Annotated in this window: 26 protein-coding genes and 2 pseudogenes; 12 read left to right on the forward strand and 16 right to left on the reverse strand. The window is 61.4% G+C overall.

Annotated features, from left to right (window positions below):
- Positions 1–35 precede the first annotated feature (35 nt).
- Entirely contained in the window at positions 36–719 is a 684-nt protein-coding gene (locus NE852_RS23265) for a glutathione S-transferase family protein (protein ID WP_008524997.1), read from the reverse strand.
- 99 nt (positions 720–818) lie between these two features.
- Between NE852_RS23265 and NE852_RS23270 the strand changes: the two genes are divergently transcribed.
- Positions 819–1,262, forward strand: a complete 444-nt coding sequence (locus NE852_RS23270) for a MarR family winged helix-turn-helix transcriptional regulator (protein ID WP_037170974.1) — start codon at positions 819–821, stop codon at positions 1,260–1,262.
- A gap of 54 nt (positions 1,263–1,316) precedes the next feature.
- Here NE852_RS23270 and ybaK read toward each other — a convergent pair whose 3' ends face one another.
- The 4 genes and pseudogenes from ybaK to NE852_RS23290 form a co-directional block, all read right to left on the reverse strand.
- Entirely contained in the window at positions 1,317–1,790 is a 474-nt protein-coding gene (gene ybaK, locus NE852_RS23275; protein WP_008524993.1) for a Cys-tRNA(Pro) deacylase, read from the reverse strand.
- Positions 1,791–1,793: 3 nt separating this feature from the next.
- Positions 1,794–2,144: an ArsC family reductase gene (locus NE852_RS23280; protein WP_258156139.1), complete on the reverse strand. Its 351-nt coding sequence runs from the start codon at positions 2,142–2,144 to the stop codon at positions 1,794–1,796.
- A 117-nt stretch (positions 2,145–2,261) separates the two neighbouring features.
- Positions 2,262–3,323 carry a succinylglutamate desuccinylase/aspartoacylase family protein gene (locus tag NE852_RS23285; protein ID WP_008524982.1) on the reverse strand — a complete coding sequence of 354 codons (1,062 nt, stop codon included), beginning with the start codon at positions 3,321–3,323 and terminating at the stop codon, positions 2,262–2,264.
- 74 nt (positions 3,324–3,397) lie between these two features.
- Positions 3,398–3,995: pseudogene (locus NE852_RS23290) on the reverse strand (2'-5' RNA ligase family protein).
- A gap of 168 nt (positions 3,996–4,163) precedes the next feature.
- Here NE852_RS23290 and NE852_RS23295 point away from each other — a divergent pair.
- Positions 4,164–4,727: a methylated-DNA--[protein]-cysteine S-methyltransferase gene (locus NE852_RS23295; RefSeq protein ID WP_258156140.1), complete on the forward strand. Its 564-nt coding sequence runs from the start codon at positions 4,164–4,166 to the stop codon at positions 4,725–4,727.
- A 20-nt stretch (positions 4,728–4,747) separates the two neighbouring features.
- On the opposite strand, the gene NE852_RS23300 is transcribed toward NE852_RS23295, so the two are convergent.
- From NE852_RS23300 to NE852_RS23310, 3 genes and pseudogenes are all read right to left on the reverse strand, one after another.
- Positions 4,748–5,482, reverse strand: coding sequence for an SDR family oxidoreductase (locus NE852_RS23300; RefSeq protein ID WP_008524966.1), 735 nt, complete (start codon positions 5,480–5,482; stop codon positions 4,748–4,750).
- A 59-nt stretch (positions 5,483–5,541) separates the two neighbouring features.
- The gene (locus tag NE852_RS23305) at positions 5,542–6,393 is read right to left on the reverse strand and encodes an oxidoreductase (protein ID WP_008524965.1); all 852 of its coding nucleotides are present in this window, start codon (positions 6,391–6,393) and stop codon (positions 5,542–5,544) included.
- A 49-nt stretch (positions 6,394–6,442) separates the two neighbouring features.
- Positions 6,443–6,679 (reverse strand): annotated as a pseudogene (locus tag NE852_RS23310) (Atu4866 domain-containing protein); the annotation flags it as partial.
- Between the two features lie 106 nt (positions 6,680–6,785).
- On the opposite strand from NE852_RS23310, the gene NE852_RS23315 reads away from it, so the two are divergent.
- A complete protein-coding gene (locus NE852_RS23315; RefSeq protein WP_008524963.1) occupies positions 6,786–7,682 on the forward strand; it encodes a LysR family transcriptional regulator in 897 nt (298 codons plus the stop codon).
- Here the strand turns inward: NE852_RS23315 and NE852_RS23320 are convergent.
- Positions 7,655–8,332: a TetR/AcrR family transcriptional regulator gene (locus NE852_RS23320; RefSeq protein WP_008524962.1), complete on the reverse strand. Its 678-nt coding sequence runs from the start codon at positions 8,330–8,332 to the stop codon at positions 7,655–7,657. The two genes, NE852_RS23315 and NE852_RS23320, sit on opposite strands and share 28 nt — an antisense overlap.
- A gap of 81 nt (positions 8,333–8,413) precedes the next feature.
- Here NE852_RS23320 and NE852_RS23325 point away from each other — a divergent pair, with 81 nt between their 5' ends.
- Entirely contained in the window at positions 8,414–8,779 is a 366-nt protein-coding gene (locus NE852_RS23325; RefSeq protein ID WP_008524961.1) for a VOC family protein, read from the forward strand.
- 491 nt (positions 8,780–9,270) lie between these two features.
- Here the strand turns inward: NE852_RS23325 and NE852_RS23330 are convergent, their stop codons facing one another.
- Entirely contained in the window at positions 9,271–9,456 is a 186-nt protein-coding gene (locus NE852_RS23330; protein WP_008524959.1) for a hypothetical protein, read from the reverse strand.
- A gap of 32 nt (positions 9,457–9,488) precedes the next feature.
- Here NE852_RS23330 and NE852_RS23335 point away from each other — a divergent pair, with 32 nt between their 5' ends.
- From NE852_RS23335 to NE852_RS23360, 6 genes are all read left to right on the forward strand, one after another.
- Entirely contained in the window at positions 9,489–9,851 is a 363-nt protein-coding gene (locus NE852_RS23335; protein WP_008524958.1) for a helix-turn-helix transcriptional regulator, read from the forward strand.
- Complete coding sequence (locus tag NE852_RS23340) at positions 9,832–10,350, forward strand: SRPBCC family protein (protein WP_008524957.1); 519 nt, start codon at positions 9,832–9,834, stop codon at positions 10,348–10,350. Before NE852_RS23335 ends, NE852_RS23340 begins: the two co-directional genes overlap by 20 nt.
- A 598-nt stretch (positions 10,351–10,948) precedes the next feature.
- Positions 10,949–11,284 (forward strand): helix-turn-helix domain-containing protein, encoded by a 336-nt coding sequence (locus tag NE852_RS23345; protein WP_008524947.1) that lies wholly within the window; start codon positions 10,949–10,951, stop codon positions 11,282–11,284.
- Complete coding sequence (locus NE852_RS23350; protein WP_008524946.1) at positions 11,277–12,524, forward strand: type II toxin-antitoxin system HipA family toxin; 1,248 nt, start codon at positions 11,277–11,279, stop codon at positions 12,522–12,524. Before NE852_RS23345 ends, NE852_RS23350 begins: the two co-directional genes overlap by 8 nt.
- Complete coding sequence (locus tag NE852_RS23355; RefSeq protein WP_008524944.1) at positions 12,521–13,645, forward strand: hypothetical protein; 1,125 nt, start codon at positions 12,521–12,523, stop codon at positions 13,643–13,645. Before NE852_RS23350 ends, NE852_RS23355 begins: the two co-directional genes overlap by 4 nt.
- A 77-nt stretch (positions 13,646–13,722) precedes the next feature.
- Positions 13,723–14,664, forward strand: coding sequence for an ATP-binding protein (locus tag NE852_RS23360; RefSeq protein WP_008524942.1), 942 nt, complete (start codon positions 13,723–13,725; stop codon positions 14,662–14,664).
- Here the strand turns inward: NE852_RS23360 and NE852_RS23365 are convergent.
- The 4 genes from NE852_RS23365 to NE852_RS23380 form a co-directional block, all read right to left on the reverse strand.
- The gene (locus NE852_RS23365) at positions 14,561–15,232 is read right to left on the reverse strand and encodes a DsbA family oxidoreductase (protein WP_008524940.1); all 672 of its coding nucleotides are present in this window, start codon (positions 15,230–15,232) and stop codon (positions 14,561–14,563) included. The two genes, NE852_RS23360 and NE852_RS23365, sit on opposite strands and share 104 nt — an antisense overlap.
- A gap of 85 nt (positions 15,233–15,317) precedes the next feature.
- Entirely contained in the window at positions 15,318–16,244 is a 927-nt protein-coding gene (locus tag NE852_RS23370; protein WP_008524938.1) for an oxidoreductase, read from the reverse strand.
- A 121-nt stretch (positions 16,245–16,365) separates the two neighbouring features.
- On the reverse strand, positions 16,366–17,010 hold the full coding sequence (locus NE852_RS23375) for an NAD(P)-dependent oxidoreductase (RefSeq protein ID WP_008524936.1): 645 nt from the start codon (positions 17,008–17,010) through the stop codon (positions 16,366–16,368).
- A 95-nt stretch (positions 17,011–17,105) separates the two neighbouring features.
- Positions 17,106–17,726: an FMN-dependent NADH-azoreductase gene (locus NE852_RS23380; protein WP_008524935.1), complete on the reverse strand. Its 621-nt coding sequence runs from the start codon at positions 17,724–17,726 to the stop codon at positions 17,106–17,108.
- An 86-nt stretch (positions 17,727–17,812) separates the two neighbouring features.
- Between NE852_RS23380 and NE852_RS23385 the strand changes: the two genes are divergently transcribed.
- Both NE852_RS23385 and NE852_RS23390 read left to right on the forward strand, forming a co-directional pair.
- Positions 17,813–18,190, forward strand: coding sequence for a helix-turn-helix domain-containing protein (locus NE852_RS23385; RefSeq protein WP_008524933.1), 378 nt, complete (start codon positions 17,813–17,815; stop codon positions 18,188–18,190).
- A 132-nt stretch (positions 18,191–18,322) separates the two neighbouring features.
- On the forward strand, positions 18,323–18,604 hold the full coding sequence (locus NE852_RS23390; RefSeq protein ID WP_037170961.1) for an AlpA family transcriptional regulator: 282 nt from the start codon (positions 18,323–18,325) through the stop codon (positions 18,602–18,604).
- On the opposite strand, the gene NE852_RS23395 is transcribed toward NE852_RS23390, so the two are convergent.
- Together NE852_RS23395 and guaA are read right to left on the reverse strand one after the other, a co-directional pair.
- Positions 18,570–19,826 carry a site-specific integrase gene (locus tag NE852_RS23395; RefSeq protein WP_008524930.1) on the reverse strand — a complete coding sequence of 419 codons (1,257 nt, stop codon included), beginning with the start codon at positions 19,824–19,826 and terminating at the stop codon, positions 18,570–18,572. The two genes, NE852_RS23390 and NE852_RS23395, sit on opposite strands and share 35 nt — an antisense overlap.
- A 293-nt stretch (positions 19,827–20,119) precedes the next feature.
- Positions 20,120–21,682 (reverse strand): glutamine-hydrolyzing GMP synthase, encoded by a 1,563-nt coding sequence (gene guaA / locus NE852_RS23400; RefSeq protein ID WP_008524928.1) that lies wholly within the window; start codon positions 21,680–21,682, stop codon positions 20,120–20,122.
- Between the last annotated feature and the right edge of the window lie 35 nt (positions 21,683–21,717).

The following is a 21,717-nucleotide window of genomic DNA, read 5'->3' on the forward strand; positions in this document are numbered from 1 at the left end:
GAGCGGCCGGATGCGTGTCCGGCCGCTGATGCGCGTCACGCGGCGGCCGGCATCCTCAGCAGGATCGAATTATGCTTCTCGAGGAATTCCGTCAGGCGCTGCGGATAGTCCTCGCCGACGGCGTTCCGGACACTCGCCCGCGCCGACAGCGCCTTGCGCCAGCGTTTGACCCGATCGAACCCGTCGAAGATGCTGCTGTCGTCGAGCGTATCGAACAAATCGAAATACCGAAAGATCGGTCCAAAAACGGCATCGACGAGGGTGAAGCTGGTCCCGGCGAAATAGGGGCCTTCCTTCAATGCGCCCTCGATCGTCGCGAATTTGGCAATGAGCGCCTCGCGCTTGGCCTTCAATTGCGCCGCATCCTGCGCCGTCTCATAGCCCCAGAGATCGGAAAGCACGGAGGAGCCGAATTCCATCCATCCGCGATGGCGCGCGCGGGTCAGCGCGTCGGCGGGATGCAGGGCGGCACCCGCCTGCGTTTCCTCCAGATATTCGCAGATAACGCTGCTTTCGAAGAGTATCTCTTCGCGCCCGCCCTCCTCTTGTATCCGGAGCAGCGGCACCTTGCCGAGTGGCGAGATTTTCAGGAACCAGTCCGGCTTGTTGGCGAGATCGATATTGATGCGCTCGAACGGCACACCCTTTTCGAGAAGCGCGATCGCGGCGCGCTGCACGTAGGGGCAGAGATGATGACTGATGAGGGTCAGCTTGCTCATGAAAGTCTCCTGGCGGTTGGCAAAGGATCGGCAATGAGATCCATGCAAATGCATCTAATATTGCTTGCAGTAAAATTCAAGATAGATGTAATTGCATTTATGTCAGAGAATATGCCCAAACCAAACGAAACCGCCGTCTCGGCCTGGACGAGCATCATGCGCGCCCGCGAGCGGCTGCTCGGCGCGATCGAATCCGACCTGAAGGCGGCGGACCTGCCGCCGCTCGGCTGGTATGACGTGCTTTGGGAACTGGTGCGCTCGGAAGACGGCAGGCTGCGCCCCTATGAGATCGAGGAGCGGACATTGCTCGCGCAATATAACCTTTCCCGCCTGCTCGACCGGCTGGAAAGAGAGGGCCTGGTGCGGCGCGAGGTCTTCGCTAGGGATGGGCGCGGCCGCTGGGTGGTGATCACCGATGCCGGCCGAAAGCTTCGGGAGCGCATGTGGGCCGTCTATGGCAAATCAATCGAGACCCATATCGGCTGCAAGCTTGCCGAAAGCGAGGCAAAGACGATCAGCGGGCTGCTGGATCGCTTCCTCTAGTTAGAGCATGATGTCGTCCGAAAACCGCCTGCACATTTCGGCATCAGGCTCAGATCAGGCAATCAGCGGCGCGGCGACGGCTTTCAGCGCCCTCAACGCATCCTTTGGATCGAGACGTACCTGTAGCCCGCGTTGCCCGCCATTGATATAGACGAGCGGCTCGGCGAGGGCGGCCTCCTCGACCGCGGTCGGCACCGCCTTCTTCTGGCCGAAGGGGCTGATGCCGCCGACATGATATCCCGTCAGCCGCTCGGCATCGGCAGGTTTCATCATATTGGCCGATTTGCCGTGAAACGCGCTCGCAAGCTTCTTCATGCTAACCTCGCGGTCCGAGGGCACGACGACGCAGACCGGCTTGCCGTCCACTTCCGCCATCAGCGTCTTCAGCACCCGGTGCGGAGCTTCGCCGAGCGCCTCGGCCGCCTGCAGCCCGACGCGCTCGGCGCCAGGGTCGTAATCATAAGTGTGGACGGTGAAGGCGACGCCTGCCTGAGTGAGAGCCTGTGTCGCACGCGTGGTCTTGGACATCGCTCAGCGCTCGAATTTTTCCGAATACATCTCTGGCTTGAAACCGATCAGCAGCTTGCCCTTCGTCTCCAGCACCGGCCGCTTGATCATCGACGGCTGATCCAGCATCAGCGCGATCGCCTTCTCTCTGGTCAGGTTCTCCCGATCGGCATCGGGAAGCTTGCGGAAGGTGGTGCCGGCGCGGTTGAGCACCGTATCGAGACCGGCTTCGTCGATCCAGGCTTCCAGATGCGCGCGGTCGATGCCGAGCGCCTTATAATCGTGAAACTCATAAGCGACGTTGTGCTCTTCCAGCCATCTGCGGGCCTTCTTCATCGTGTCGCAATTCTTGATGCCATAGATGGTGACGGCCATGCCCAATAATCTCCGTGTGATGACAGCGGGATAACATGCGCGCGGACCAGCGCAAACGCCGTTCGCTGTTTTGTCCCTTTCGATCTGCGCCGAAAACGCGGCGCAAAACCTGCTGCCTCAATTCTCCAGCGTGCCTGCCTTGCGCGTGGCCTTGGTGGGGCTGGAGGAAGCGATCTTCATGAGGTCGCCGCGCCGTCGCACCAGTCGGTAGGACGTCCGGGTCAGGATCAGGCCGTCCTGTGGTGCGGTGAGATCAATGCTGCCGCCCGGCTGCCCGGGTCGGGTGACGATCGTCGCCAGAAGGTCGCCTTGTAATATCCTCTCGCCGATATTGCGATGAAAGAGCACGGCTCCGCCTTCGGGAGCGCGGATGATCTCGACATTGTCGAGCGGCACGGCCGGACCCGAGAATACGACTGCCGCGGTTTCGTCGCTGTGAACGATCCCGCGTGCTGCGAGGAAACGCCAGAGCCCTTCCGCATCCTTCTTTGCCAGCACAGGATCCACATCGCGTTTGCCCCGCAACTCGACGGTGACGGAGAGTTTGCCGGGCAGTCGAGATCGGCGCTCGCCGGCAATTTCATACTTCCAGGCAAAGCCGACGGCCTCTTCGAAGGCCGAGCTTTCGCCATCCGAAAGCAGCACGGCCTCCATGCCGAGTGCAGCCGCGAGATCGCCCGCCTCCGGCCAGAAAGCCTCGTCGATATAGGCATATTGCAGGGATTCGTCGTCGCAATGCAGGTCGAGAACCAGATCGGCCCCAAGCGCCATATGCAGGAGCTGTCGCTTCAACCTATCCGTAGCTGGGTAACGATCGAGGTCTTCGATCAGCATGCGTCGGTCGGCAATGGAGATCAGCGGGAAATCGCGATTGAAGTTGGTGCGAGAACCAAGGTCGAAACGGCCCTGCAGCTCGCCGAAATGCCATTGCGCCGCGCCGATCGGATTGGCCTGCGGCACGATGGTGATATCGCCCGCGATCCCGTCTTCGCTTTCCGCCTGCCGCAGCCTTTCGCTAAGGAAATGCAGGAGCGCCGTTCCCGGCAGCTCGCCGGCATGAAGGGCCGCCTGGATATAGATCTTTGGCGCCTCCGGATCGCGGCCGGCAAAACGCAGCACCGGCAATCGCCACTCCGTTCCCGGCGTATCGCCCGGGATGATGATCTCTGAAACGTCCATGCTGTCTTCGCTCCCGTCTGCAATTCCGAACAGGTCTTCCGAGCTTTATGCGCGGAAATTGCGCGAGTGCAAGCTCAGCCGAGCAGCGGCCAGCGATCGACGATCCGGTGTTCGGTTTTTCCGAGCAGGCTGTGGATCAGCAGGAATTCATGCGCCATCCATGAAACCGGCGCGTCGAGGGTCGTCGGCGGCACGGTCTTGCGGTCGTAGAGCAGCGTCATATGCGGCGTGAAGCTGCGGCTGATATTGTGTGGCAATCCCGTATTGTGCATGCCGACGCCCAGCTGGACATGCAGGCGCATAAGCGGCTTCCGCTCACCTTCACCGCAAAGTACGAGCGGCCGTGCCTTGCCCTCCCGTCGAAAGCTCATGATCCTGTCGAACCTGATCTCGATCGGCGCGCCCTCGACCGTGGCGCCTGCCTGGCGTGCAGCAAACACTGTGTCCTCCGGCAGTTCGTCATAGTCGCCGACAGCGATAACGCTCACATGCAGTGTCGAAAGGCGCGGTTTTGCGGAAAGGGAGAAAGTTTCGCCATGGCCATCGGCGATCGCCGCCACCTGCCGCTCGATGGTCGAGGGAGGACGGAGAGCGAAGAACGCGATGTCCGCCGCTGCTCCGCCGTCCAGGCTGGCTTGGGCCATGGCCGAAGTCGAAGGGAATCTGGTTCATGGGCTGTCAGGTCGTCGTCGCCCGCCTCATCGTTCCAAAAGAACAACGAAAGATATCCCGAAAGCCTGGAATATCAAGAACAGAAATAGAACGTTCGCGCAAGAAACGGGTTGAAACTGCAGCCGCCCCGTACGATTTTGAGGATACTTGAAACGCGGAGGCTATGTCATGGCTGAGACAAGGCACCACTATCTCATCTTCGAAATTGCGGGCGGCTTTTGCGGCATCGCCTGGAGCGACGCCGGCATTGTTCGTTTCCAGCTGCCGACAAAGACGGCGGAGGCTACCGAGCGGCTGCTTCTGCGCCGTCTGCCCGATGGTGAGCCGGGCGCGCCCACGCCTCAGGTTCTCAAGACCGTCGCGGCGGTGAAACGCTACTTCCAGGGTGAGGAAACGGATTTTTCCGAGGTCGAACTCGATCTCGCCGGCCAGGATGCCTTCTTCAAGGATATTTATGCGGCCGCGCGGCGCGTCGGCTGGGGCCACACGACAACCTACGGCGCGCTGGCGAAAGAACTCGGCGTCGGGCCGGAAGCCGCCCGTGATGTTGGCCAGGCGATGGCGAAGAACCCCGTCGCCCTGATCATCCCCTGCCACCGGGTGCTGGCCGCCGGCGGCAAGATCGGCGGCTTCTCCGCTCCCGGCGGCTCGTCGTCGAAGGCCCGGATGCTGGAGCTCGAAGGCGTCCAGCTCGGCCCGCCGCCGCCCGCCCAGCAGTCGCTGGGCTTCTAGGCGACGGCGATAGCTGATCCTCAATGCGGGCTGGCCGTCGGCCGGATGATGATCTCGCTGACATCGACGTCGTCAGGCCGGCTGATGGCATAGAGGATCGACTTGGCGACGGCCTCGGCACTGATCGTGATCGCCCTGAATGCCTTCATCGCATCCCGCGCCGTCGGATCGGTGATCGTGTCGGCCAGTTCCGATGTTGTGGTGCCGGGAGAGATGACGGTCACGCGGATGCGATCGGTTTCCTGGCGCAGCCCGTCCGAGATCGCGCGGACGGCGAATTTTGTCGCGCAATAGACGGCGGCTGTTGGAGAGACGCTATGGCCGCCGATCGAAGACAGGTTGACGATCTGCCCCGATCCCTGCGCCTTCATGATCGGAAGAGCCGCCGCGATACCGTAGAGAACGCCCTTGATGTTGACGTCGACCATTCGGTCCCACTCGTCGACCTTGAGGGCGTCAAGCGGAGAGAGCGGCATGACGCCGGCATTGTTGACGATCACATCGAGCCGGCCGAATTCGGATCTGGCGAAACCGGTGAAGGCCTCCACCTGCGAGCAATCGGTGACGTCGAGCTTTCGAAAGCGTACGTTGCCGCCCCCGGTCTCGATTTCAGCGGCGAGCGCTTCCAGGCGGTCGGTGCGGCGCGCGCCGATCACGAGATGAGCGCCGGCGGCGGCCAGCACCTTTGCCGCTGCCTCACCAATGCCGCTGCTGGCGCCGGTAATGGCAATGACTTTTCCGTTGATGTCGGACATTTCAAGCTCCTTTTCTGTGGTTGCCGGACGCCGCGGCGCGAGGCTAAGGGTTCGGTGATTCAGGTGGGAAAATCGGTGCTGCGGCTCGTTTCCGCCCAGGCGTCGAAGTTTGCGCGCAGCGCATCGAGCCGCTCGCGAGCGATCTTCAGGGCGGCTGTTCCAAGCAGCAGGCGCAGCGGCGGCTCGTCCGCCTCAAACGCCGAAATGATGGCGGTCGCCGCGCGTGCGGGATCGCCGGGCTGATTGCCGGAGACCGAACGGGTGGCCTGACGTCGCTTGCCAGATGTCTCGGCGTAATCGCCGATGATCATTCTGGACTCTACCATCGACCGGCCGGCCCAATCCGTGCGGAAGGCACCCGGCTCGATGATCGTCACCTTGATGCCGAGCGGCTTGACCTCATGGGAGAGGGATTCCGACAAGGCTTCGACCGCGAACTTGGTGGCATGGTAGTACCCTGTCGCAGCGAAGGCGATGAGCCCGCCGAGCGAAGAAATATTGAAGATATGCCCGCGCCGGCGTGCCCGCATGCCCGGCAGCACATGCTTGGTAACGCCGATCAGTCCAAAGACATTGGTCTCGAATTGGGCGCGTATTTCCGCATCCTCGCCCTCTTCGATGGCTGCGAGATAGCCATAGCCGGCATTGTTGACGAGGACGTCGATGGCGCCGAAATGCGTCTCGGCGTCGTGAACCGCATTGGCAATGGAGCGGGCATCGGTCACGTCGAGCGCAAGGGTAAGCGCACGGTCTCCGTGCTCTGTTTGCATATCCGTCAGGGTCTCGTGCCTGCGCGCCGTGATGGCGGCGCGCCAGCCGCGTGCCAGAACAGCTTCGGCAAGTGCCCGGCCGAGGCCGGACGATGCGCCGGTGATGAACCAGATGGGTGTCGTGGAAGACATGATCGTCATCCTTTCCGGCCGCCAGGTGCGGCCTGTAATGTTGCACACCGGCGGCATGTTATTTGCGCCGAAGCACCATACCGGCGTGATGGAGCGTATTGCCGTCGGCGGTGAAGCCGGTGTCGTCCCAGTATTCGATGTGGCTGCCGGTGACTTCGTAGCGGCCTTGGTGGGCGCTCTCTCGGCTGCCGCGTGCCTCGTCGTAGCGGCCGCTGGGCAGAAGTTCGTGGCGGATGCGGCCGTCGTCCGTGACCCACATGCCGATATAGGGATGTTGTTGCATGGTGTTCTCGCTTACTGCTCCCTCGCAGGGATGGTGTCGCTGACGACAGGAAGATAGCGATCTCAATCCGCGTGATTAAGTTGCCAATCCGAGATGCCTTGGTTAGAAGTGCTAACCAATGGCCGATGATCTCGAAGGCATTTCAGTTTTCCTTGCCGTGGCGGAGGCGCGGAACTTCCGCCTGGCCGGCGAACGGCTCGGCGTCACCCGCTCCGCCGTCAGTCAGGCCCTGCAGCGCCTCGAGGATCGGCTCGGCGTCGCCCTGGTCCAACGCACCACGCGCAGCGTCAACCTCACCGAAGCCGGCGAAGTGTTCCTCGATACCGTTCGTCCCTCGGTCCGGCAGGTCAGGGATGCTATGCAGACGGTGCGGGAAATGCAGGCGCGTCCAAGCGGCCTGTTGCGGATCACGGTATCCTCGATCGCAGAAAGCTTCCTGTCCGGCACATTGCTCGCCGGCTTCATCGAAGCCTGCCCGGACATCAAACTCGATATCACCATCACCGATGAGGAATTCGATATCGTGGAGGCCGGCTTCGATGCCGGTGTCCGGCTCGGCGAGGTGATCGAGCAGGACATGATCGCAATTTCAGTCTCCAAGCCACAGCGGCAATGCCCAGTCGCGTCTCCCGCTTATCTCAAGCGCCGCGGCCATCCCACCCATCCCCGTGACCTGCAGAACCACGCCTGCATCGGCTGGCGGCCGCGCCCCGACACGGCGCCTTATCGCTGGGAATTCACCGAAAACGACCGCGACTTTGACGTCGCCGTCGATCCGGCCGTGACGACCAACGACATGGGAATGATGATCCGCATGGCCTGTGCGGGAGCCGGTATCACCTTCGGCATGGTGGAAACCTTCCAGCCTTATTTCGATCGCGGGGACCTCGTGCCACTGCTGGAAGATTTCTGTCCGCCCTTTCCGGGTTTTTACCTCTACTATCCCAGACGCCAGAGGCAGCCGCTGAAGCTGCGTGCGCTGGTCGATTACCTGCGGAAGGTGGAGGGGCGATGACGCTCGGGGGAACCATCGCTACCGTATGACGCGAGGAACATGCGCACGCCGGCTGCGGCATGACGTTGAAGCTCCGCCGGTTTCGGAATGGCGCCGTCGCCCAGGAGCATGGCACGGTTCAGCGGTTCGCCCATGATTAACCAGTTGAATTGCGAAGCCGCAACGCCCGGATCATCAATCGTCAACAAACCGCGATCGGCCAGGCGTTTGAGCGTCACGGCGAACGCCGCCATTGCGCGTTTGGGGCCGCCGTCAAAGAGGGCCTTTGCCAATTCGGGGAAGCGGTCGACCTCGCCAATGACCAGGCGACGCAATTGCATCACGCGCGGCGTCAGCACGATGGCAAGCTGCCGGTTCGCATAACGCTGGAGATAATCAGCAACGTCTTCGCCCTCAGCCAGATCAGGCGTTTCATTGTGGACGCCGTCGCTTGCCTGGTTGGTCATGCTGCTCACGATCTCCACGAACAGCGTCTCCTTGCTTGGAAAGTTTTTGTAGACCGTCTGTTTCGACACTGCCGCAAGCGCTGCGATCTCGTCCATGTTGGTGGCCAGGTAGCCTTTTTGCAGAAACGTTTCCGTGGCTGCTTTGAGGATGGCTTGCCGCTTCTGCGCTGACCGGTCCGACGATTTGAGCCCTTCCGTGGCCATAAGCTTGTTCCCCTATCCGTTGACTCACAGTACTGGACGGTCTAGTTTGATTCAAGCGCAAATCCGACAGGAGCATCAATCATGTACGTCCAGTTTGCCGAACTTCCGGTGTTCGACCAAGATCGAGCCAAGGCATTTTACGTGGATGCCTTTGACTGCCAGGTAGCCGCCGACCAGCCCATGGGCAAGGACGGCTGGAGGTGGATCGAACTCCGGTTCGCTGGCGCGGAAACGACATTGCATTTCCTCAGACGCGGGAATGAGGCTCGTTCCAATGAGCCTGTTCTTGTCTTTGTGGATGATGATGTCGAGGCCACCGTCGAGAGACTCAAATCGCGAAATGTCGAAATCGTGTCAGAACCACAAAGGGCGCCTTGGCAACCGGGACGCACCATTGCGGAATTTCGGGACAGCGAAGGCAACCGCATCATGATCGCCAGCCGATGATATCAAATCCCCACCTGACCGCGTCTTGTTCGTGTGGCAGGGTCGAGCTCAAAGTGTTCGGCGCGCCAATCGTCAGCAACGTCTGCTACTGCGACGATTGTCAGAAGGGCTCGCACCAAATCGAGGAACTACCTGGTGCAGGCCCCGTAGGCGATCCTGATGGTGGAACGGCCTATGTCCTTTACCGAAAAGACCGCATCGAATGCTCAACCGGGAGCGCGCTCTTAAAAAACTACAAGCTCAAAGAGAATTCGGCGACCAACAGGGTTGTCGCAACCTGCTGCAATTCGGCAATGTACATGAGCTTCGACAAGGGCCCGTTCTGGGTTTCGGCATACAGGGCTCGGTTCCGAGGAGACCTGCCACCCTTGCGGATGCGAATCTGCACGAAGTTCAAGCCCGACGACGTCATCCTTCCGAATGACCTCCCGAGCTATCGAGGTTACCCCTTGCGGTTCATGGCAAGGCTTTTGGCCTCGGGGGCCGCAATGTTATTGGGTCGTTGAACTTCGGCTGCCCGCCTCGCCGATCCGCGGCGTGCTGGGCAACCATAGTCGGCGCCGATCGGTCGATTCTCGATCTTCGTTCGACGGGCCATTGAATGCGTTGACGAAAAAAATCTCCGTCTCGTTGGCGCGCCAAGATTGCGGGCGGCTGACCGCAATCTTGCCTTGCATGCCGCCAATTCGTGCGCTACATACTGAACCAAATGGTTCAGTATTCTAGACCCCGTCTCGATGCCTCATTCGCTGCGCTGTCGGACGCCACCCGACGCGGCGTGTTGGAGCAACTCGGACGTGCAGACGCTTCGATCACGGAGCTTGCCGAGAAGTTCCACATGACCCTCACGGGCATGAAGAAGCACGTCGGCGTCTTGGAGCAGGCGGGACTCGTCACTACGGAGAAGGTCGGGCGCGTGCGGACCTGCAAGCTCGGCCTACGCGGACTGGAGGAAGAGGCGGCGTGGATCGAGAGCTATCGCCAGCTCTGGGACGCACGCTTCGATGAGTTGGACAAGATTGTCGAGGAGTTGAAACGGAAGGAGAAAGTCGATGGACCAGGGAAGAGATAATGAATCCAAACCCATGAGTAGCGACACGACAGTCGAACGGAAGTCCGATCGTGAGCTCGTCGTTACGCGGACCTTCAACGGCCAGGTGCGCATCGTGTTCGAAGCGTGGACCAAACCCGAGCTGTTCATGCGGTGGTGGGCGCCGAAGTCGATGGGAGTGCCCATACTTTCCTGCGAGATGGATATTCGTACCGGAGGCGGGTATCGTATCGAGTTCGGCCACGATCCCTCGGAGGCTTGGGCATTCTTCGGTAAGTACATCGAAGTGATACCGAACGTGCGCCTCGTCTGGACGAATGAGGAAAGTGACGGTGGCGCCGTAACCACGGTGACCTTCGAGGAACAAGGCGACAAGACGCTGCTGGTCCTGCACGAACTTTATCCCTCGAAGGAAGCTCTCGACGAGGCCATCGCCGGGATGGAGGGTGGCCTGCCCGAGCAGTTCGAGCAGTTGGACGAGCTTCTCGTCATCCTGGGCGCGAGCGCCGGAGGGTCATGACGCGCCTCAGATATTGAGGGGCGAACGGGAACGAGGTTCAGACGGCGACGAAAATTGCCGCCGAAACTAGGCTATTGCCCCCGTTCGTGTCCCTCACTCCCACTCGATTGTTCGAAGCCCATCTAGGTCGTTGATCTAGCTGGGTTTTTTCTTGTTTGACGCGCGAAAAACCGACCCACGGGCCGTCAAAATGTTACGGTGTTGATTTCAAAGGAAAAATCGCACAAAAAATATTTTGAGCGGTTTCGGTATCTATCGAGGTCGATCGCCCCTCGGAACTGATTTTCGGCTGCTTGGCGTCGCTCCAGAGCCCACCGAAAAGTACCGTCATGTCTCTATAGCAGAGTTCACACGCCCGATCGAGAGTTCCTGCCTGCGGTTCTTGGTGGCCTCAGGCGCCGCTAGCGCGCATCGGCGCGGTGCCTTGCTGGGGGTGGACCCGGGCGCGCTCGACCGCCCCTACGCTTCACCGCTAGCTTTCTGGCGGAACCGGGCAGTTCCCGCAGCCGGTAGACACTGGGATCGACTCCAGTCGGGACTGGAAAAATTGTAATCTTGGTGCTACATATCCCGCCGATCTGTAGTGCGAAGGTGGCAAATGCCTACTCCACATACCCCTCCCGCGGCCGTGCGCCGCGCCCTGCGGAAGCTCGGCGCGGATATCCACGACGCCCGCCGCCGTCGCAAGCTGCCTATGGCGGTCGTGGCGGAGCGTGCTTTCACATCCCGGTCGACCCTACAAAGGGTCGAAGCCGGCGACACCAATGTCAGCATAGGCATCTATGCCGGCGTGCTGCAGGCCCTCGGCCTGCTCGACGGCCTGAGCCAGGTCGCCGACCTCAGCAACGACAGCGTCGGACAGGCGTTGGCCAGCGCCGATCTGCCCAAGCACATTCATCTCAAGCGGCCATCCGGATCGTCCCGCGATGGCTGACTTCGAGGTTCATATCGATCTGGACGGCCGGACACGCTCGATTGGGGTGGCGAGAAGCAATCGCGTTCGCGGCACGGAAACGATCCTCTTCGAATATGACGATACGTGGCTCGATGACCCGGACCGCTTCTCTCTCGAGCCCGCCCTTGCTCTGACCCGCGGCGCCTTCGCCCCTCCTGCTGGACTGGCAACCTTCGGGTCCATTGGCGACTCGGCGCCCGATACCTGGGGTCGCCGCCTGATGCAGCGTGCCGAACGCCGCCTGGCGGAGCGCGAAGCTCGCGCCGTTCGCACCCTCGCGGAAAGCGACTATCTGCTCGGTGTCGCCGACGAGACCAGGCTTGGCGCGCTCCGCTTCCGCTGGGTCGGCGACGAGGTTTTTCAGGCGCCGATCCGCGATGGCGTTCCCGCCCTGATCGAGCTTGGCAGACTGCTCCAGATCACCGAGCGGATTCTCCGCGACGAGGAAACTGACGAAGATCTCCAACTCATCTTTGCCCCCGGCTCCTCCCTTGGCGGCGCGCGTCCGAAGGCGTCGGTCATCGACCAACATGGTCGCCTCTCCATCGCCAAGTTCCCGAAAGAGACCGACGACTACAGCATAGAGACCTGGGAGGAGATCGCGCTGCGGCTCGCCGGTCAGGCCGGTATCGCCACTCCCGATCATGAGCTGATCGATATCGCCGGCAAGGCAGTCATGCTCTCACGGCGCTTCGACCGCGATGGCGCGACCCGCATCCCGTTTCTGTCGGCGATGGCGATGATGGGCGCCAGGGATGGCGAGCGCGGCAGCTACCCGGAGATCGTCGACGCCCTCGCGCAGCACGGCGCCCAGGGAAAAACCGACGCCCATGCCCTTTACCGGCGCGTGGTCTTCAACGTCCTGATCTCGAACGTCGATGATCACCTGCGCAATCACGGTTTCCTGTGGCTGGGAAAGGCCGGATGGTCGCTCGCGCCAGCATACGACCTGAACCCTGTTCCCACCGACCTCAAGGCGCGGGTTCTGACGACGAACATCGATCTCGATGAAGGAACCTGCTCGCTGGACCTGCTGGAAGCCGCCTCGGAGTTCTTCGCACTCACGCTGCCGCAAGCGCGCATCGTCATCAAAGAAGTCGCGGCGGTGACCGCGACATGGCGCGACGCCGCCAAGGCGGTCGGCGCTCGGTCGGCGGAGATCAACCGCATGGCCAGCGCTTTCGAGCATGACGACCTCAAGCGGGCGCTGGCGTTATGACGAGAACCTTCCTGCACAGTTTCGATCCGCCAGCATCCAGCCCTGTCACGGGCGCGACCGTCGACCTCGACGTCTCGGAGATCGAGGACGCCGGTATTCGCGAAGTGTTGCAGACGCCAGGGGCTGCATATGGCGCGTGGTCCATCCTCGACGCGCTGTTGACGCCAACCGGCGCGGGCACACCCTTCATCTTCCGAGAACCGCTCGGACAGGCCCGCGAAGTGAAGGTTGCACTATCCGGCCTGTTCGGCCGCTTCGTGGCCCGCGCCTATCTCGAACGTTACTTCAACCTTTCGATCTTCGCGCATCTCGGCAGCCGCATCATCGACCTCGATCGTCGCCGGCAGGTCAAAGTTACGCGCCTGTTCCGTGGCGACCTGCCTGACTGGATCGCCTGCGCATCCGACCTGTCATCCTTGACCGTGGCCGAGGCCAAAGGCTGCCACGACAGTGGCGGCCCGGCCAAAGCGTTGAACCGCGCCTGGGCTCAGGCTGGACGGATAGATATCACCGCCGGAGGCAGTAAGGTCACAGTGAAGCGCATCGCCATCGCGACACGCTGGGGAATGGCGGCGCCAAGTCCCACCGAAGCCCACCTCTCGGTCCGCGATCCGGTCGATGAAGGCGAGCCGATCAAGCCGGAGGAGAAAGACGCGCTCTTCATCGGGCTTCTCCGCCTCCATATCGCCAATCTCATCAAGTCGCTCGGGCACGCGGAGCTCGCCAGCGCCCTTCGCGGCCTCACCCAACAGCCGTTCGCGCGAAGGCTCCAAGGGGATCTCCAACGCGCCCGGTCACTGCTGGATGCCGTGCCGGTAAGAGAAGTGGAAAAGGCAACGGCGATGGGCGGACTGATCGGAGGGATCGTCACCCGCGCCGGGCCCGTCGCCGACACTGACGTCGCGCCCGCCGATCAGGAGGCGCTCGCTCGCCTCAACCTCCGGCCAGTCTTCGTCGGCATCGAGCGCGATCTCATCCGTGCCGCTATCGACGCGGAGCTGCAAACCGTTCGTACCCGCCTGACGCAGACGGTGGGCCCGGATGAATTTGCGCGACCGGATCGCGCCGGCGGCTGGATCATCCCGCTTGGTGAGGAGCGCCGCATCATCGGCAGCACCTGAACCAGCGGCCACCGAACATAGGCTTCAATGGGAAACAGCCGGCCGCAGCAGACATGGCACGATCAGGGGGCGAAACAATGGAAGCACAGGAGAACGATCTCTCGAATGAGGCAGCAGCGCTCGCCGACATCCTCAAATGGTCGGCGGACCTACCGGCTTGGCAACGCGACGCGCTGCGGCGGCTGTGCGGCCAATCCAATTTGGAAGCAGCCGACATCACAGCCTTCGTCGGCATTTGCAAAGGCGACGCCGCAGGCGTGCCGCTCGACGCGAGCCATGTCAGGGATCCCGCAGCCAGCCATGCCGTAGTCAGCCTCGGCGCCCTCTACGGCCTCTCGCATGTCAACGCGCTCGCGGCGGGCGAGCGCTTGTCCTTCGGCAAATCGGGCCTCACCGTCATCTACGGTGACAACGGTGCCGGCAAATCGGGCTATGCCCGCGTCCTGAAGCAACTCTGCCGCGCGCGCTCACCAAAGGGCGACGCAATTCTTCCGAACATCTATGCCGCTTCATCAGGCACGCCGTCCGCCAGCGTCGACTTCTTCATCGGCGGACAGAAGCGAAGCACATCCTGGACCCAGGGCTCAGCGCCTGATCCGATGCTGTCTGCCGTCAGTGTCTTCGACTCGCGCACCGCCAACGTCCATGTCGAGAACACCAACGATCTGGCCTATACGCCGCTGCCGCTCCGGATCCTCGCCGGCCTCGCGCAGGCATGCCAGGATGTGAAGTCCAAACTGGCCGCCGAGATAAAGGCGCTCCAGGAGCAAACACCTGCGATCCTGTCGAAGCCCGAATGCAAGCCGGACACGCTGGTCGGCAAGCTGATCGCCGGTCTGTCGGGCAAGACCAAGCCGGAATCAGTCGAGAAACTCGCCGGCCTGACGGCGGACGAAGAGGCCCGGCTCCAAACGCTCAACACCGACCTGGCCAGCGACCCTGCGCGCACAGTGCGGGAGCGACAGCAGCAGCCTCACGGATGGCTGATGCAATCTCGTCTTCGCTGCGTCCTCCGTTGATAGCGATGCGCCCGCCGAAGACGAAGTGAGGAACTGACCTGACCCCGGTTGCCATCGATCGGGCCGCCTCCTGCTCGACACGTCTATGTTGCACGGGGTCAAGCGCTATCGCACGAGCTTCTTCCCGTTCGAACCCGTAGGCCACGGCGATATCCGCAAGGACATCGGCGTCTGAGATGTTCCTTGCTTCCAGAAAATGCGCATCAGTGATCGCGACGGCGAGCGGATGCTGCGTGCCCCGTGCGCGCGCCGCAAGGATTAACCCGTGGGCCGCCTGTGTTCTGTAAGTCCAGAGTTGGCGGCTCAGGTTGAGGTCAAGGCCAGACGCCCGAGCCTCCGCCTCGGGCCGGGCGAAGGAGGCCTTCGGATCCGTCATGCCGTAACGCGACAAGAGAAGATCGGGAATGTAGAGGCCCTCCTCCGGCGCATCGGGAAGCAGAAGGACCGGGTGCTGGCGTATATCGGCATCCAGCTCAGGGAAACGTTCCGCCAGGACCTTGTCGAGACGGTGATGCCCGATGATGCACCATGGGCAGGTGATCTCGGTGTAAAGATCGATTTGCAGCATTATCTCATCCTTCTGGTCATTGAGCCGACAGTCTTGGATTAATCTGAGCCGTTTCGCGTCGACCGCGACGCCTTCCATCCCCAAGTCAGGACGCGCCATCGACCGAGGGCAAGCCAGGGTCGATACCGGTCATCTTGACGGACACATCCCACAGTCGCTTGGCGAGCTGGGGGTTCCTCGCCTCCTCTGAGGGAAGACCTTCACCGGAAGGACCGCGCAGTCCAGAAAACCCCGTCGGCCCATAGTAGCCGCTGGGCTTTATCCGCCCGGTCGCTGCGTGCAGCGCGCCCCAGGCGCCCATGGCGGGCGTGGCGAATAGAAAGCCGATCAGCGACATCACTATGTTGCCCCACCAGCTGCCGCGGGCGAGGTTTGTTCCGACAAGACCTGGGTGGCAGGCCACCGCTGTTACCGGCGCTCCCGCCGCCCTCAGCCGCCGATCCAGCTCGAAGACGAAGAGCAGGTTCGCGAGCTTGCTGGCGCCATAGCGTGGAAGCCACCGGTAGCTCTTCTGAGCGTTAAGGTCCTCCCATTCGATCTTCGCGCCCTTATGCTGCCCGCTGCTCGTGACGACGATGCGCGATCCGGGCGTTTCCATGAGCTTCGGCAGCATGAGCGTGGTGAACGCGAAGCAGCCAAGATGATTGACGCCGAACGTCTGCTCGAAGCCCTGCGCTGTGTGCTTCAGCGTCGGCCCCTGCACGCCGGCATTGTTGATCAGCACGTCGACACGCGGCTCCTTGGCGGCGAGTTCAGCCGCCCGTCGCACGCTCGCCAAATCCGCCAGGTCAAGTGGCAGGAGCGCGAGCTCAGCTCCCGGAGTCTTTTGACGAATCCGGCTGATCGCGGCTCTCGCCTTCGCTTCGTCGCGGCACGCCAGCAACACCCGCGCGCGCCGCGCCGCCAGCGCGCTCGCCACTTCGAAGCCTATGCCCGTATTGGCCCCCGTGACGATGAAGCACTTGCCTGACTGATCGGGCACATCGGCCGTCGTAAATCCCTTGGATGGCATAGATTTCTCCTCGCTCTCGACGCGGGTTTGGGAAGTTACGGGCCGCCATGCCGGATCGAGTGCTGCACCGGCGGCAGTCGCAGCGCATGTCCGCCAAACAAGTCTGATGAGCCATCCGCCCTCAGATGTGATCGGCTATCCCCGGCGCGGCGCGCACGTATTCTTTGGCTGCGACCTGACCGACCAGGAATTTCGCAAGGTTCCCGCGGGACAGCTTCATGCCGAGCTTCGTCTTGCCGTACCAGCCAGCGTCCACTTGGCCTGTTGCGGGCCCATCCTTGAGGTTGGGAATCCGAACCAGGGTCCAGTCGAGGCCGGATTTGCTCACCAGTTCAGCGGTGGCTTTGATATCGTCATAGGCGTTGTGAACGATGATCCGGAACAACAGGACGAATGCCTGCGACTTGAGGTCGAAACCGTCCTTCGGATCGCGATATACGGCCGTCGAGATCTGAATGAGGCGACGAACGCTCAGCTCTTCCATCACAGAAATGATCGTGCCGACACCGCGCATGATCGGTCGCTTCTCGCGCGCTTTCAGACTGTTGGGGCCGAGCGCGCTGATCACCGCGTCCGCGCCCGCGACGCATGCCTTGATCGCTTCGCGATCGTTGAGGTCGCCGACGATGACCTTGATCTTGCCATCAAAGGCCGAGAGCTTTCCGGCGTCCCGCGTGTAGACGGACAGCACATAGCCCTGCCGGAGCGCCTCTTCGATAATATGCCTTCCGGTTGGTCCGGTCCCTCCAAACAGAGCGATCTTCATTTCATGTTCCTTTTTGTCTTATCGCTGGGAGTGACTGCTCTGGTTGCTGACATGCAGATTCGTGCCCGCAGCCTGAGCAGTCGGCCGGCTCGCCTTCAGGCGGCCTTTTCAAGGACCGCTTGCACTTGGGCTTCGGCGGCGTCGATGGCAGCCTTGGCCGCCTCAGGCCCGAAGACAGTGCCTTCCACGCGAACGATTTCGATGTCGGTCAGGCCTATGAAGCCCAGGAGGTGGCGCAGATAGCCGGTCTGGAAATCAAAGGCGGCCCAGTCGCCTTCTGAGAAGACGCCGCCTGCGGCCGTGACGACATAGACCTTCTTGCCGGTCAACAATCCCTGCGGCATGCCGGCTTCGTTATAACCAAAGGTCACGCGCGGCCAAGTGATGTGATCGAACCAGGCCTTCAACTGCGACGACAGACCGAAATTGATCATGCCTGAACCCAAGACGATCACGTCAGCAGCCTTCACCTCATCGACGAGTTCCTGCGCAAGGCCGATCGCCTTGAGCTGCTCGGGTGTGCGCGCCTCGGGGGCCGCGACGCGGCCTTGAATGTACGCTTGGCCGATATGCGGGAGCGGGTTAGCCGCCAGATCGCGAGTCAAAACGGTGCCGCCCAAGCGAACCTTGAAGCCTTCGGCGATCTCGGTCGCGAAACGAGTGGACAGGCTCTCGGCGCCACGAGGGCTCGATGTAACGAGGAGGATGTTGGACATGGTTGCTCCGACGTGAACAGGGTAGTAAACTCTTGATACCAACACTATTAAGGTGACTATCCTGTCCCTCGCAAGAAGGCACTCCAATGACACTTAGTGACATTGATTTTCCCACCCCGAGCAAAGGTGACGACTGTCGGATGGTTCGGGAGATCCTTGATCTCGTCGGCGACAAATGGAGCCTGTACATCATCGCAACGCTCAAAGATGGACCAGTTCGGTTCAATGAGCTGAGGCGTCAGATCGACGGCATCTCGCAGCGGATGCTAACGATCACCTTGCGCGGACTGGAACGCGACGGGTTGGTGAAGCGGACATTGTTCCCCACTATTCCGCCGCGCGTGGATTATGAGTTAACGGATGTTGGACGGACGCTTCTTGCGCCAGTAATGGCTCTCGTTACGTGGGCGAACACCAATCAGGAGAACATCCAAAACGCTCGCGTCCGATACGATGCAAGCTAGTTGGCAGCGGTCATCACTTATCCGATTTGCACGCTATGGCACGCTACTGCCGCACAGGCAGAGCTGGGGTCTTCCAACGCGCACGATCTATCGTCTTCTATCTCTCAGTCAGAATTGATGAAGAGAGAAAAGATGAGCCAAGCACCTCAGACGACCCGAAGAACAATCCGCCGGAAACAACTGAGAGAGATCGTGCCTCTGGCAGACAGCACGATTTACGATATGGAGCAGCGAGGCGAATTCCCGCGGCGATTTGCGCTCTCTCCCAGATGCATCGTATGGGACCTAGCCGAAGTCGAAGCATGGCTGCTGGCTCGGCGTGCGGCGCCAATCCGCCGCGCTCAGCACCCGGATGTCACTAAGCGCAGGACGCGGCCGGTCAAAGAGCTGGATCTAGCTCCATCAAAGGCATAGCCGGTGGCAAGAGAACGGGCGTGTGCTTACGTCCTTCCACCCACGCGTCCAGGATATCTGACCATTCCTGCATCATGTGGCGGCGCTGAACTTCGTACTCCGCCTTGTTATAGACGCCGCGCGACGATCGGCCATCCTCATGCGCCAAGCACTTCTCGATCCAATCGCTATTGAAACCCAACTCGTTGAGCAGCGTAGAACCCGTGCGGCGCAAGTCATGGACGGTAAATGGCTCCAGCGGCAGCCCCTCCTTCTTCGCTTGCTCGACAACCGCATAGGTCACGCGATTGAACGTCGCGCGCGACATCGGTGCGTCAGCATCATACCTGGACGGCAGCAAGTATCGTGAGTTACCGGCGCAGGTCTTGAGCGCGATCATGATGTCGAGGGTTTGGCGCGAGAGATACACGTTGTGCGCCTTCGATCGCTTCATGCGCTCCTTCGGGATCGTCCAGACCGCGTTCTCGAAATCCACCTCGTCCCAGACCGCATCCTGCAACTCGCTCTTTCGAACCATCGTCAGCAGATAGAGCTTCATCCCCAGTCGGATCGTCGGCAGGGTCGCGACGTTCTCAAGCTGCCTAAGCATGATCCGGATCTCGGTAGGAGACAGCGAGCGATCCTTCGGCGTGAAGGTGGCGATTGATGCTGGCCCGACGTCGTCGGCCGGATTTGCAACCTTCTCGCCATGGAGAATGGCGAACCCGTAGATCTGCTTCAGGATGTCCCGCACGTGGATCGCCGTTGCTGGCGCGCCGCGATCGACGATCTTCCCACGTTGGGCGCGAAGGTCATCTGGCGTGATCTCCGTCAGCAGGCGGTTGCGCCAAACCGGCAATAGCTCTCGTTCAAAGATGGAACGACGCATCGCTCGGGTGCTGTCAGCCATCGGTGCGTTCACCAACCATTTTTCGCCGAACTCGCCAAAGCTCTTCGCCTCCTTGATGCGACGCTTTTCGCGCTGCTTCTCAATGGCCGGCGACCGGCCCTCAGCGATAGCTCGCCTCGCGTCCAAGCAGAGCTCCCGGGCTCGTGCCAACGAGATTCCATCTCGCCCGTATTTGCCCAGGTAGACCGTCTCGCGTCGGCCATTAAGCCGATAGTCCAGCCTGAACGAGAGCGCGCCAGATGGCGCGACGCGCACATACATGCCGTCGCGGTCCGTCACCTTGTACATTTTCTCTTTGGGTTTCAGCGCTTTGATCGCTGCATCCGTCAACATGGTACGCCACCTCCAAAAAAGTACCGTCGCGCGGTTTTGGGGGGCTCTCGTCGGAAAAATCTGCGTATTGTCAGCAGTTTAGCGCTTAAAAAGTACCGTCAGGAGCCTCATCTGTCCTGACGGTACTTTCAAATCTCACGCCGATCAATATGGGCAAGGACCGTCAACGGGGCCGACGGCTCCGATCTCTGCCCATCGATAGGTATCGATAGGCACCGACACGAATATTTATTTTTATCAGTGGGTTAGATCGCACTCTGGCGTAGTTTTGGATACGCCCGGATGGGCGAAAATCATTCCCACTCGATCGTGCCCGGCGGCTTCGACGTGACGTCGTAAACCACGCGGTTGATGCCACGCACCTCGTTGATGATGCGGGTGGCGGCGCGGCCGAGGAATTCCATGTCGTAATGATAGAAATCCGCCGTCATGCCGTCGACTGACGTGACGGCGCGAAGCGCACAGACGAATTCATAGGTGCGTCCATCGCCCATGACGCCGACGGTCTGGACGGGAAGCAGAACGGCGAAGGCCTGCCAGATGGCGTCGTAGAGACCGGCCTTGCGGATTTCGTCGAGATAGATCGCATCGGCTTCGCGCAGGATTTCGAGCTTCTCGCGGGTGATGCCGCCGGGGCAGCGGATCGCAAGCCCAGGACCCGGGAAGGGATGACGACCTATGAAGCTGTCGGGAAGGCCGAGTTCGCGGCCGAGCGCGCGTACTTCGTCCTTGAAGAGCTCGCGCAGCGGCTCGACGAGCTGCATGTTCATGCGCTCCGGTAGGCCGCCGACATTGTGGTGCGACTTGATCGTCACCGAGGGGCCGCCGGTGAAGGAAACGCTCTCAATCACGTCGGGATAGAGCGTGCCCTGGCCGAGGAAATCGGCGCCGCCGAGCTTTTTCGCTTCTTCCTCGAAGGTTTCGATGAAGAGACGGCCGATGATCTTGCGCTTGGTTTCCGGGTCACTGACGCCTTCGAGCTCGCCGATGAAGCGGTCGGAGGCGTCGACATGCAGGAGATGCAGATTGTAGTGCTCACGGAACATGGCGACGACACCAGCCGCCTCGTCCTTACGCATCAGCCCGTGGTCGACGAGAATGCAGGTCAGCTGGTCGCCGACCGCCTCGTGGATCAGGAGGGCTGCGACGGAGCTGTCGACGCCACCCGAAAGCGCGCAGATGACGCGCTTGTCGCCCACCTGCTTGCGGATTTCGTCAACCGCCTTCTGGCGATAGGCCGACATCGACCAGTCGCCTTTGATGCCGGCGATATTGTGGATGAAGTTGCCGATCAGCTTGGCGCCGTCAGGCGTGTGCACGACTTCGGGATGGAACTGCACCCCGTAATATTTGCGCTTCTCGTCGGCGATAAAGGCGAAGGGTGCGTTGGAGGAGGTGGCGACGACCTCGAACCCCTCCGGCAGCGCCGTGACGCGGTCGCCGTGGCTCATCCAAACCTGGTGGCGCGAGCCGGAGGACCAGAGGCCCTCGAACAGCTGGCAATCCTTATCGACATCCAGAAATGCGCGGCCGAATTCGCGGTGATGGCCGCTCTCGACCTTGCCGCCGAGCTGCATGCACATCGTCTGCTGACCGTAGCAGATGCCGAAGACAGGCAGGCCGCTGTCGAAGATGATCTGAGGCGCTCGCGGCGATCCCTCGTCCACCGTGGAAGCCGGGCTGCCGGAAAGGATCACGGCTTTCGGCTGCAGGCGCTTGAAGCCCTCTTCGGCTGATTGGAAGGGAACGATCTCGCAATAGACGCCGGCCTCGCGCACGCGACGCGCGATGAGCTGGGTCACCTGGCTGCCGAAATCGACGATGAGAACGGAGTCGGGATGTGCTGTCTGGGTCATGGCGAGGCTTTAAAGAAAAGCGCTTCGCCTTGCAA

This window comes from Rhizobium sp. Pop5 (genome assembly GCF_024721175.1).
Lineage (GTDB): Bacteria > Pseudomonadota > Alphaproteobacteria > Rhizobiales > Rhizobiaceae > Rhizobium.

Coding starts and splice junctions, on each gene's coding strand:
- NE852_RS23265 (WP_008524997.1), bottom strand. CDS start 719: ATGAGCAAGCTGACCCTCATCAGTCATCATCTCTGCCCCTACGTGCAG.
- NE852_RS23270 (WP_037170974.1), top strand. CDS start 819: ATGTCAGAGAATATGCCCAAACCAAACGAAACCGCCGTCTCGGCCTGG.
- ybaK (WP_008524993.1), bottom strand. CDS start 1,790: ATGTCCAAGACCACGCGTGCGACACAGGCTCTCACTCAGGCAGGCGTC.
- NE852_RS23280 (WP_258156139.1), bottom strand. CDS start 2,144: ATGGCCGTCACCATCTATGGCATCAAGAATTGCGACACGATGAAGAAG.
- NE852_RS23285 (WP_008524982.1), bottom strand. CDS start 3,323: ATGGACGTTTCAGAGATCATCATCCCGGGCGATACGCCGGGAACGGAG.
- NE852_RS23295 (WP_258156140.1), top strand. CDS start 4,164: ATGGCTGAGACAAGGCACCACTATCTCATCTTCGAAATTGCGGGCGGC.
- NE852_RS23300 (WP_008524966.1), bottom strand. CDS start 5,482: ATGTCCGACATCAACGGAAAAGTCATTGCCATTACCGGCGCCAGCAGC.
- NE852_RS23305 (WP_008524965.1), bottom strand. CDS start 6,393: ATGACGATCATGTCTTCCACGACACCCATCTGGTTCATCACCGGCGCA.
- NE852_RS23315 (WP_008524963.1), top strand. CDS start 6,786: ATGGCCGATGATCTCGAAGGCATTTCAGTTTTCCTTGCCGTGGCGGAG.
- NE852_RS23320 (WP_008524962.1), bottom strand. CDS start 8,332: ATGGCCACGGAAGGGCTCAAATCGTCGGACCGGTCAGCGCAGAAGCGG.
- NE852_RS23325 (WP_008524961.1), top strand. CDS start 8,414: ATGTACGTCCAGTTTGCCGAACTTCCGGTGTTCGACCAAGATCGAGCC.
- NE852_RS23330 (WP_008524959.1), bottom strand. CDS start 9,456: ATGCAAGGCAAGATTGCGGTCAGCCGCCCGCAATCTTGGCGCGCCAAC.
- NE852_RS23335 (WP_008524958.1), top strand. CDS start 9,489: ATGGTTCAGTATTCTAGACCCCGTCTCGATGCCTCATTCGCTGCGCTG.
- NE852_RS23340 (WP_008524957.1), top strand. CDS start 9,832: ATGGACCAGGGAAGAGATAATGAATCCAAACCCATGAGTAGCGACACG.
- NE852_RS23345 (WP_008524947.1), top strand. CDS start 10,949: ATGCCTACTCCACATACCCCTCCCGCGGCCGTGCGCCGCGCCCTGCGG.
- NE852_RS23350 (WP_008524946.1), top strand. CDS start 11,277: ATGGCTGACTTCGAGGTTCATATCGATCTGGACGGCCGGACACGCTCG.
- NE852_RS23355 (WP_008524944.1), top strand. CDS start 12,521: ATGACGAGAACCTTCCTGCACAGTTTCGATCCGCCAGCATCCAGCCCT.
- NE852_RS23360 (WP_008524942.1), top strand. CDS start 13,723: ATGGAAGCACAGGAGAACGATCTCTCGAATGAGGCAGCAGCGCTCGCC.
- NE852_RS23365 (WP_008524940.1), bottom strand. CDS start 15,232: ATGCTGCAAATCGATCTTTACACCGAGATCACCTGCCCATGGTGCATC.
- NE852_RS23370 (WP_008524938.1), bottom strand. CDS start 16,244: ATGCCATCCAAGGGATTTACGACGGCCGATGTGCCCGATCAGTCAGGC.
- NE852_RS23375 (WP_008524936.1), bottom strand. CDS start 17,010: ATGAAGATCGCTCTGTTTGGAGGGACCGGACCAACCGGAAGGCATATT.
- NE852_RS23380 (WP_008524935.1), bottom strand. CDS start 17,726: ATGTCCAACATCCTCCTCGTTACATCGAGCCCTCGTGGCGCCGAGAGC.
- NE852_RS23385 (WP_008524933.1), top strand. CDS start 17,813: ATGACACTTAGTGACATTGATTTTCCCACCCCGAGCAAAGGTGACGAC.
- NE852_RS23390 (WP_037170961.1), top strand. CDS start 18,323: ATGAGCCAAGCACCTCAGACGACCCGAAGAACAATCCGCCGGAAACAA.
- NE852_RS23395 (WP_008524930.1), bottom strand. CDS start 19,826: ATGTTGACGGATGCAGCGATCAAAGCGCTGAAACCCAAAGAGAAAATG.
- guaA (WP_008524928.1), bottom strand. CDS start 21,682: ATGACCCAGACAGCACATCCCGACTCCGTTCTCATCGTCGATTTCGGC.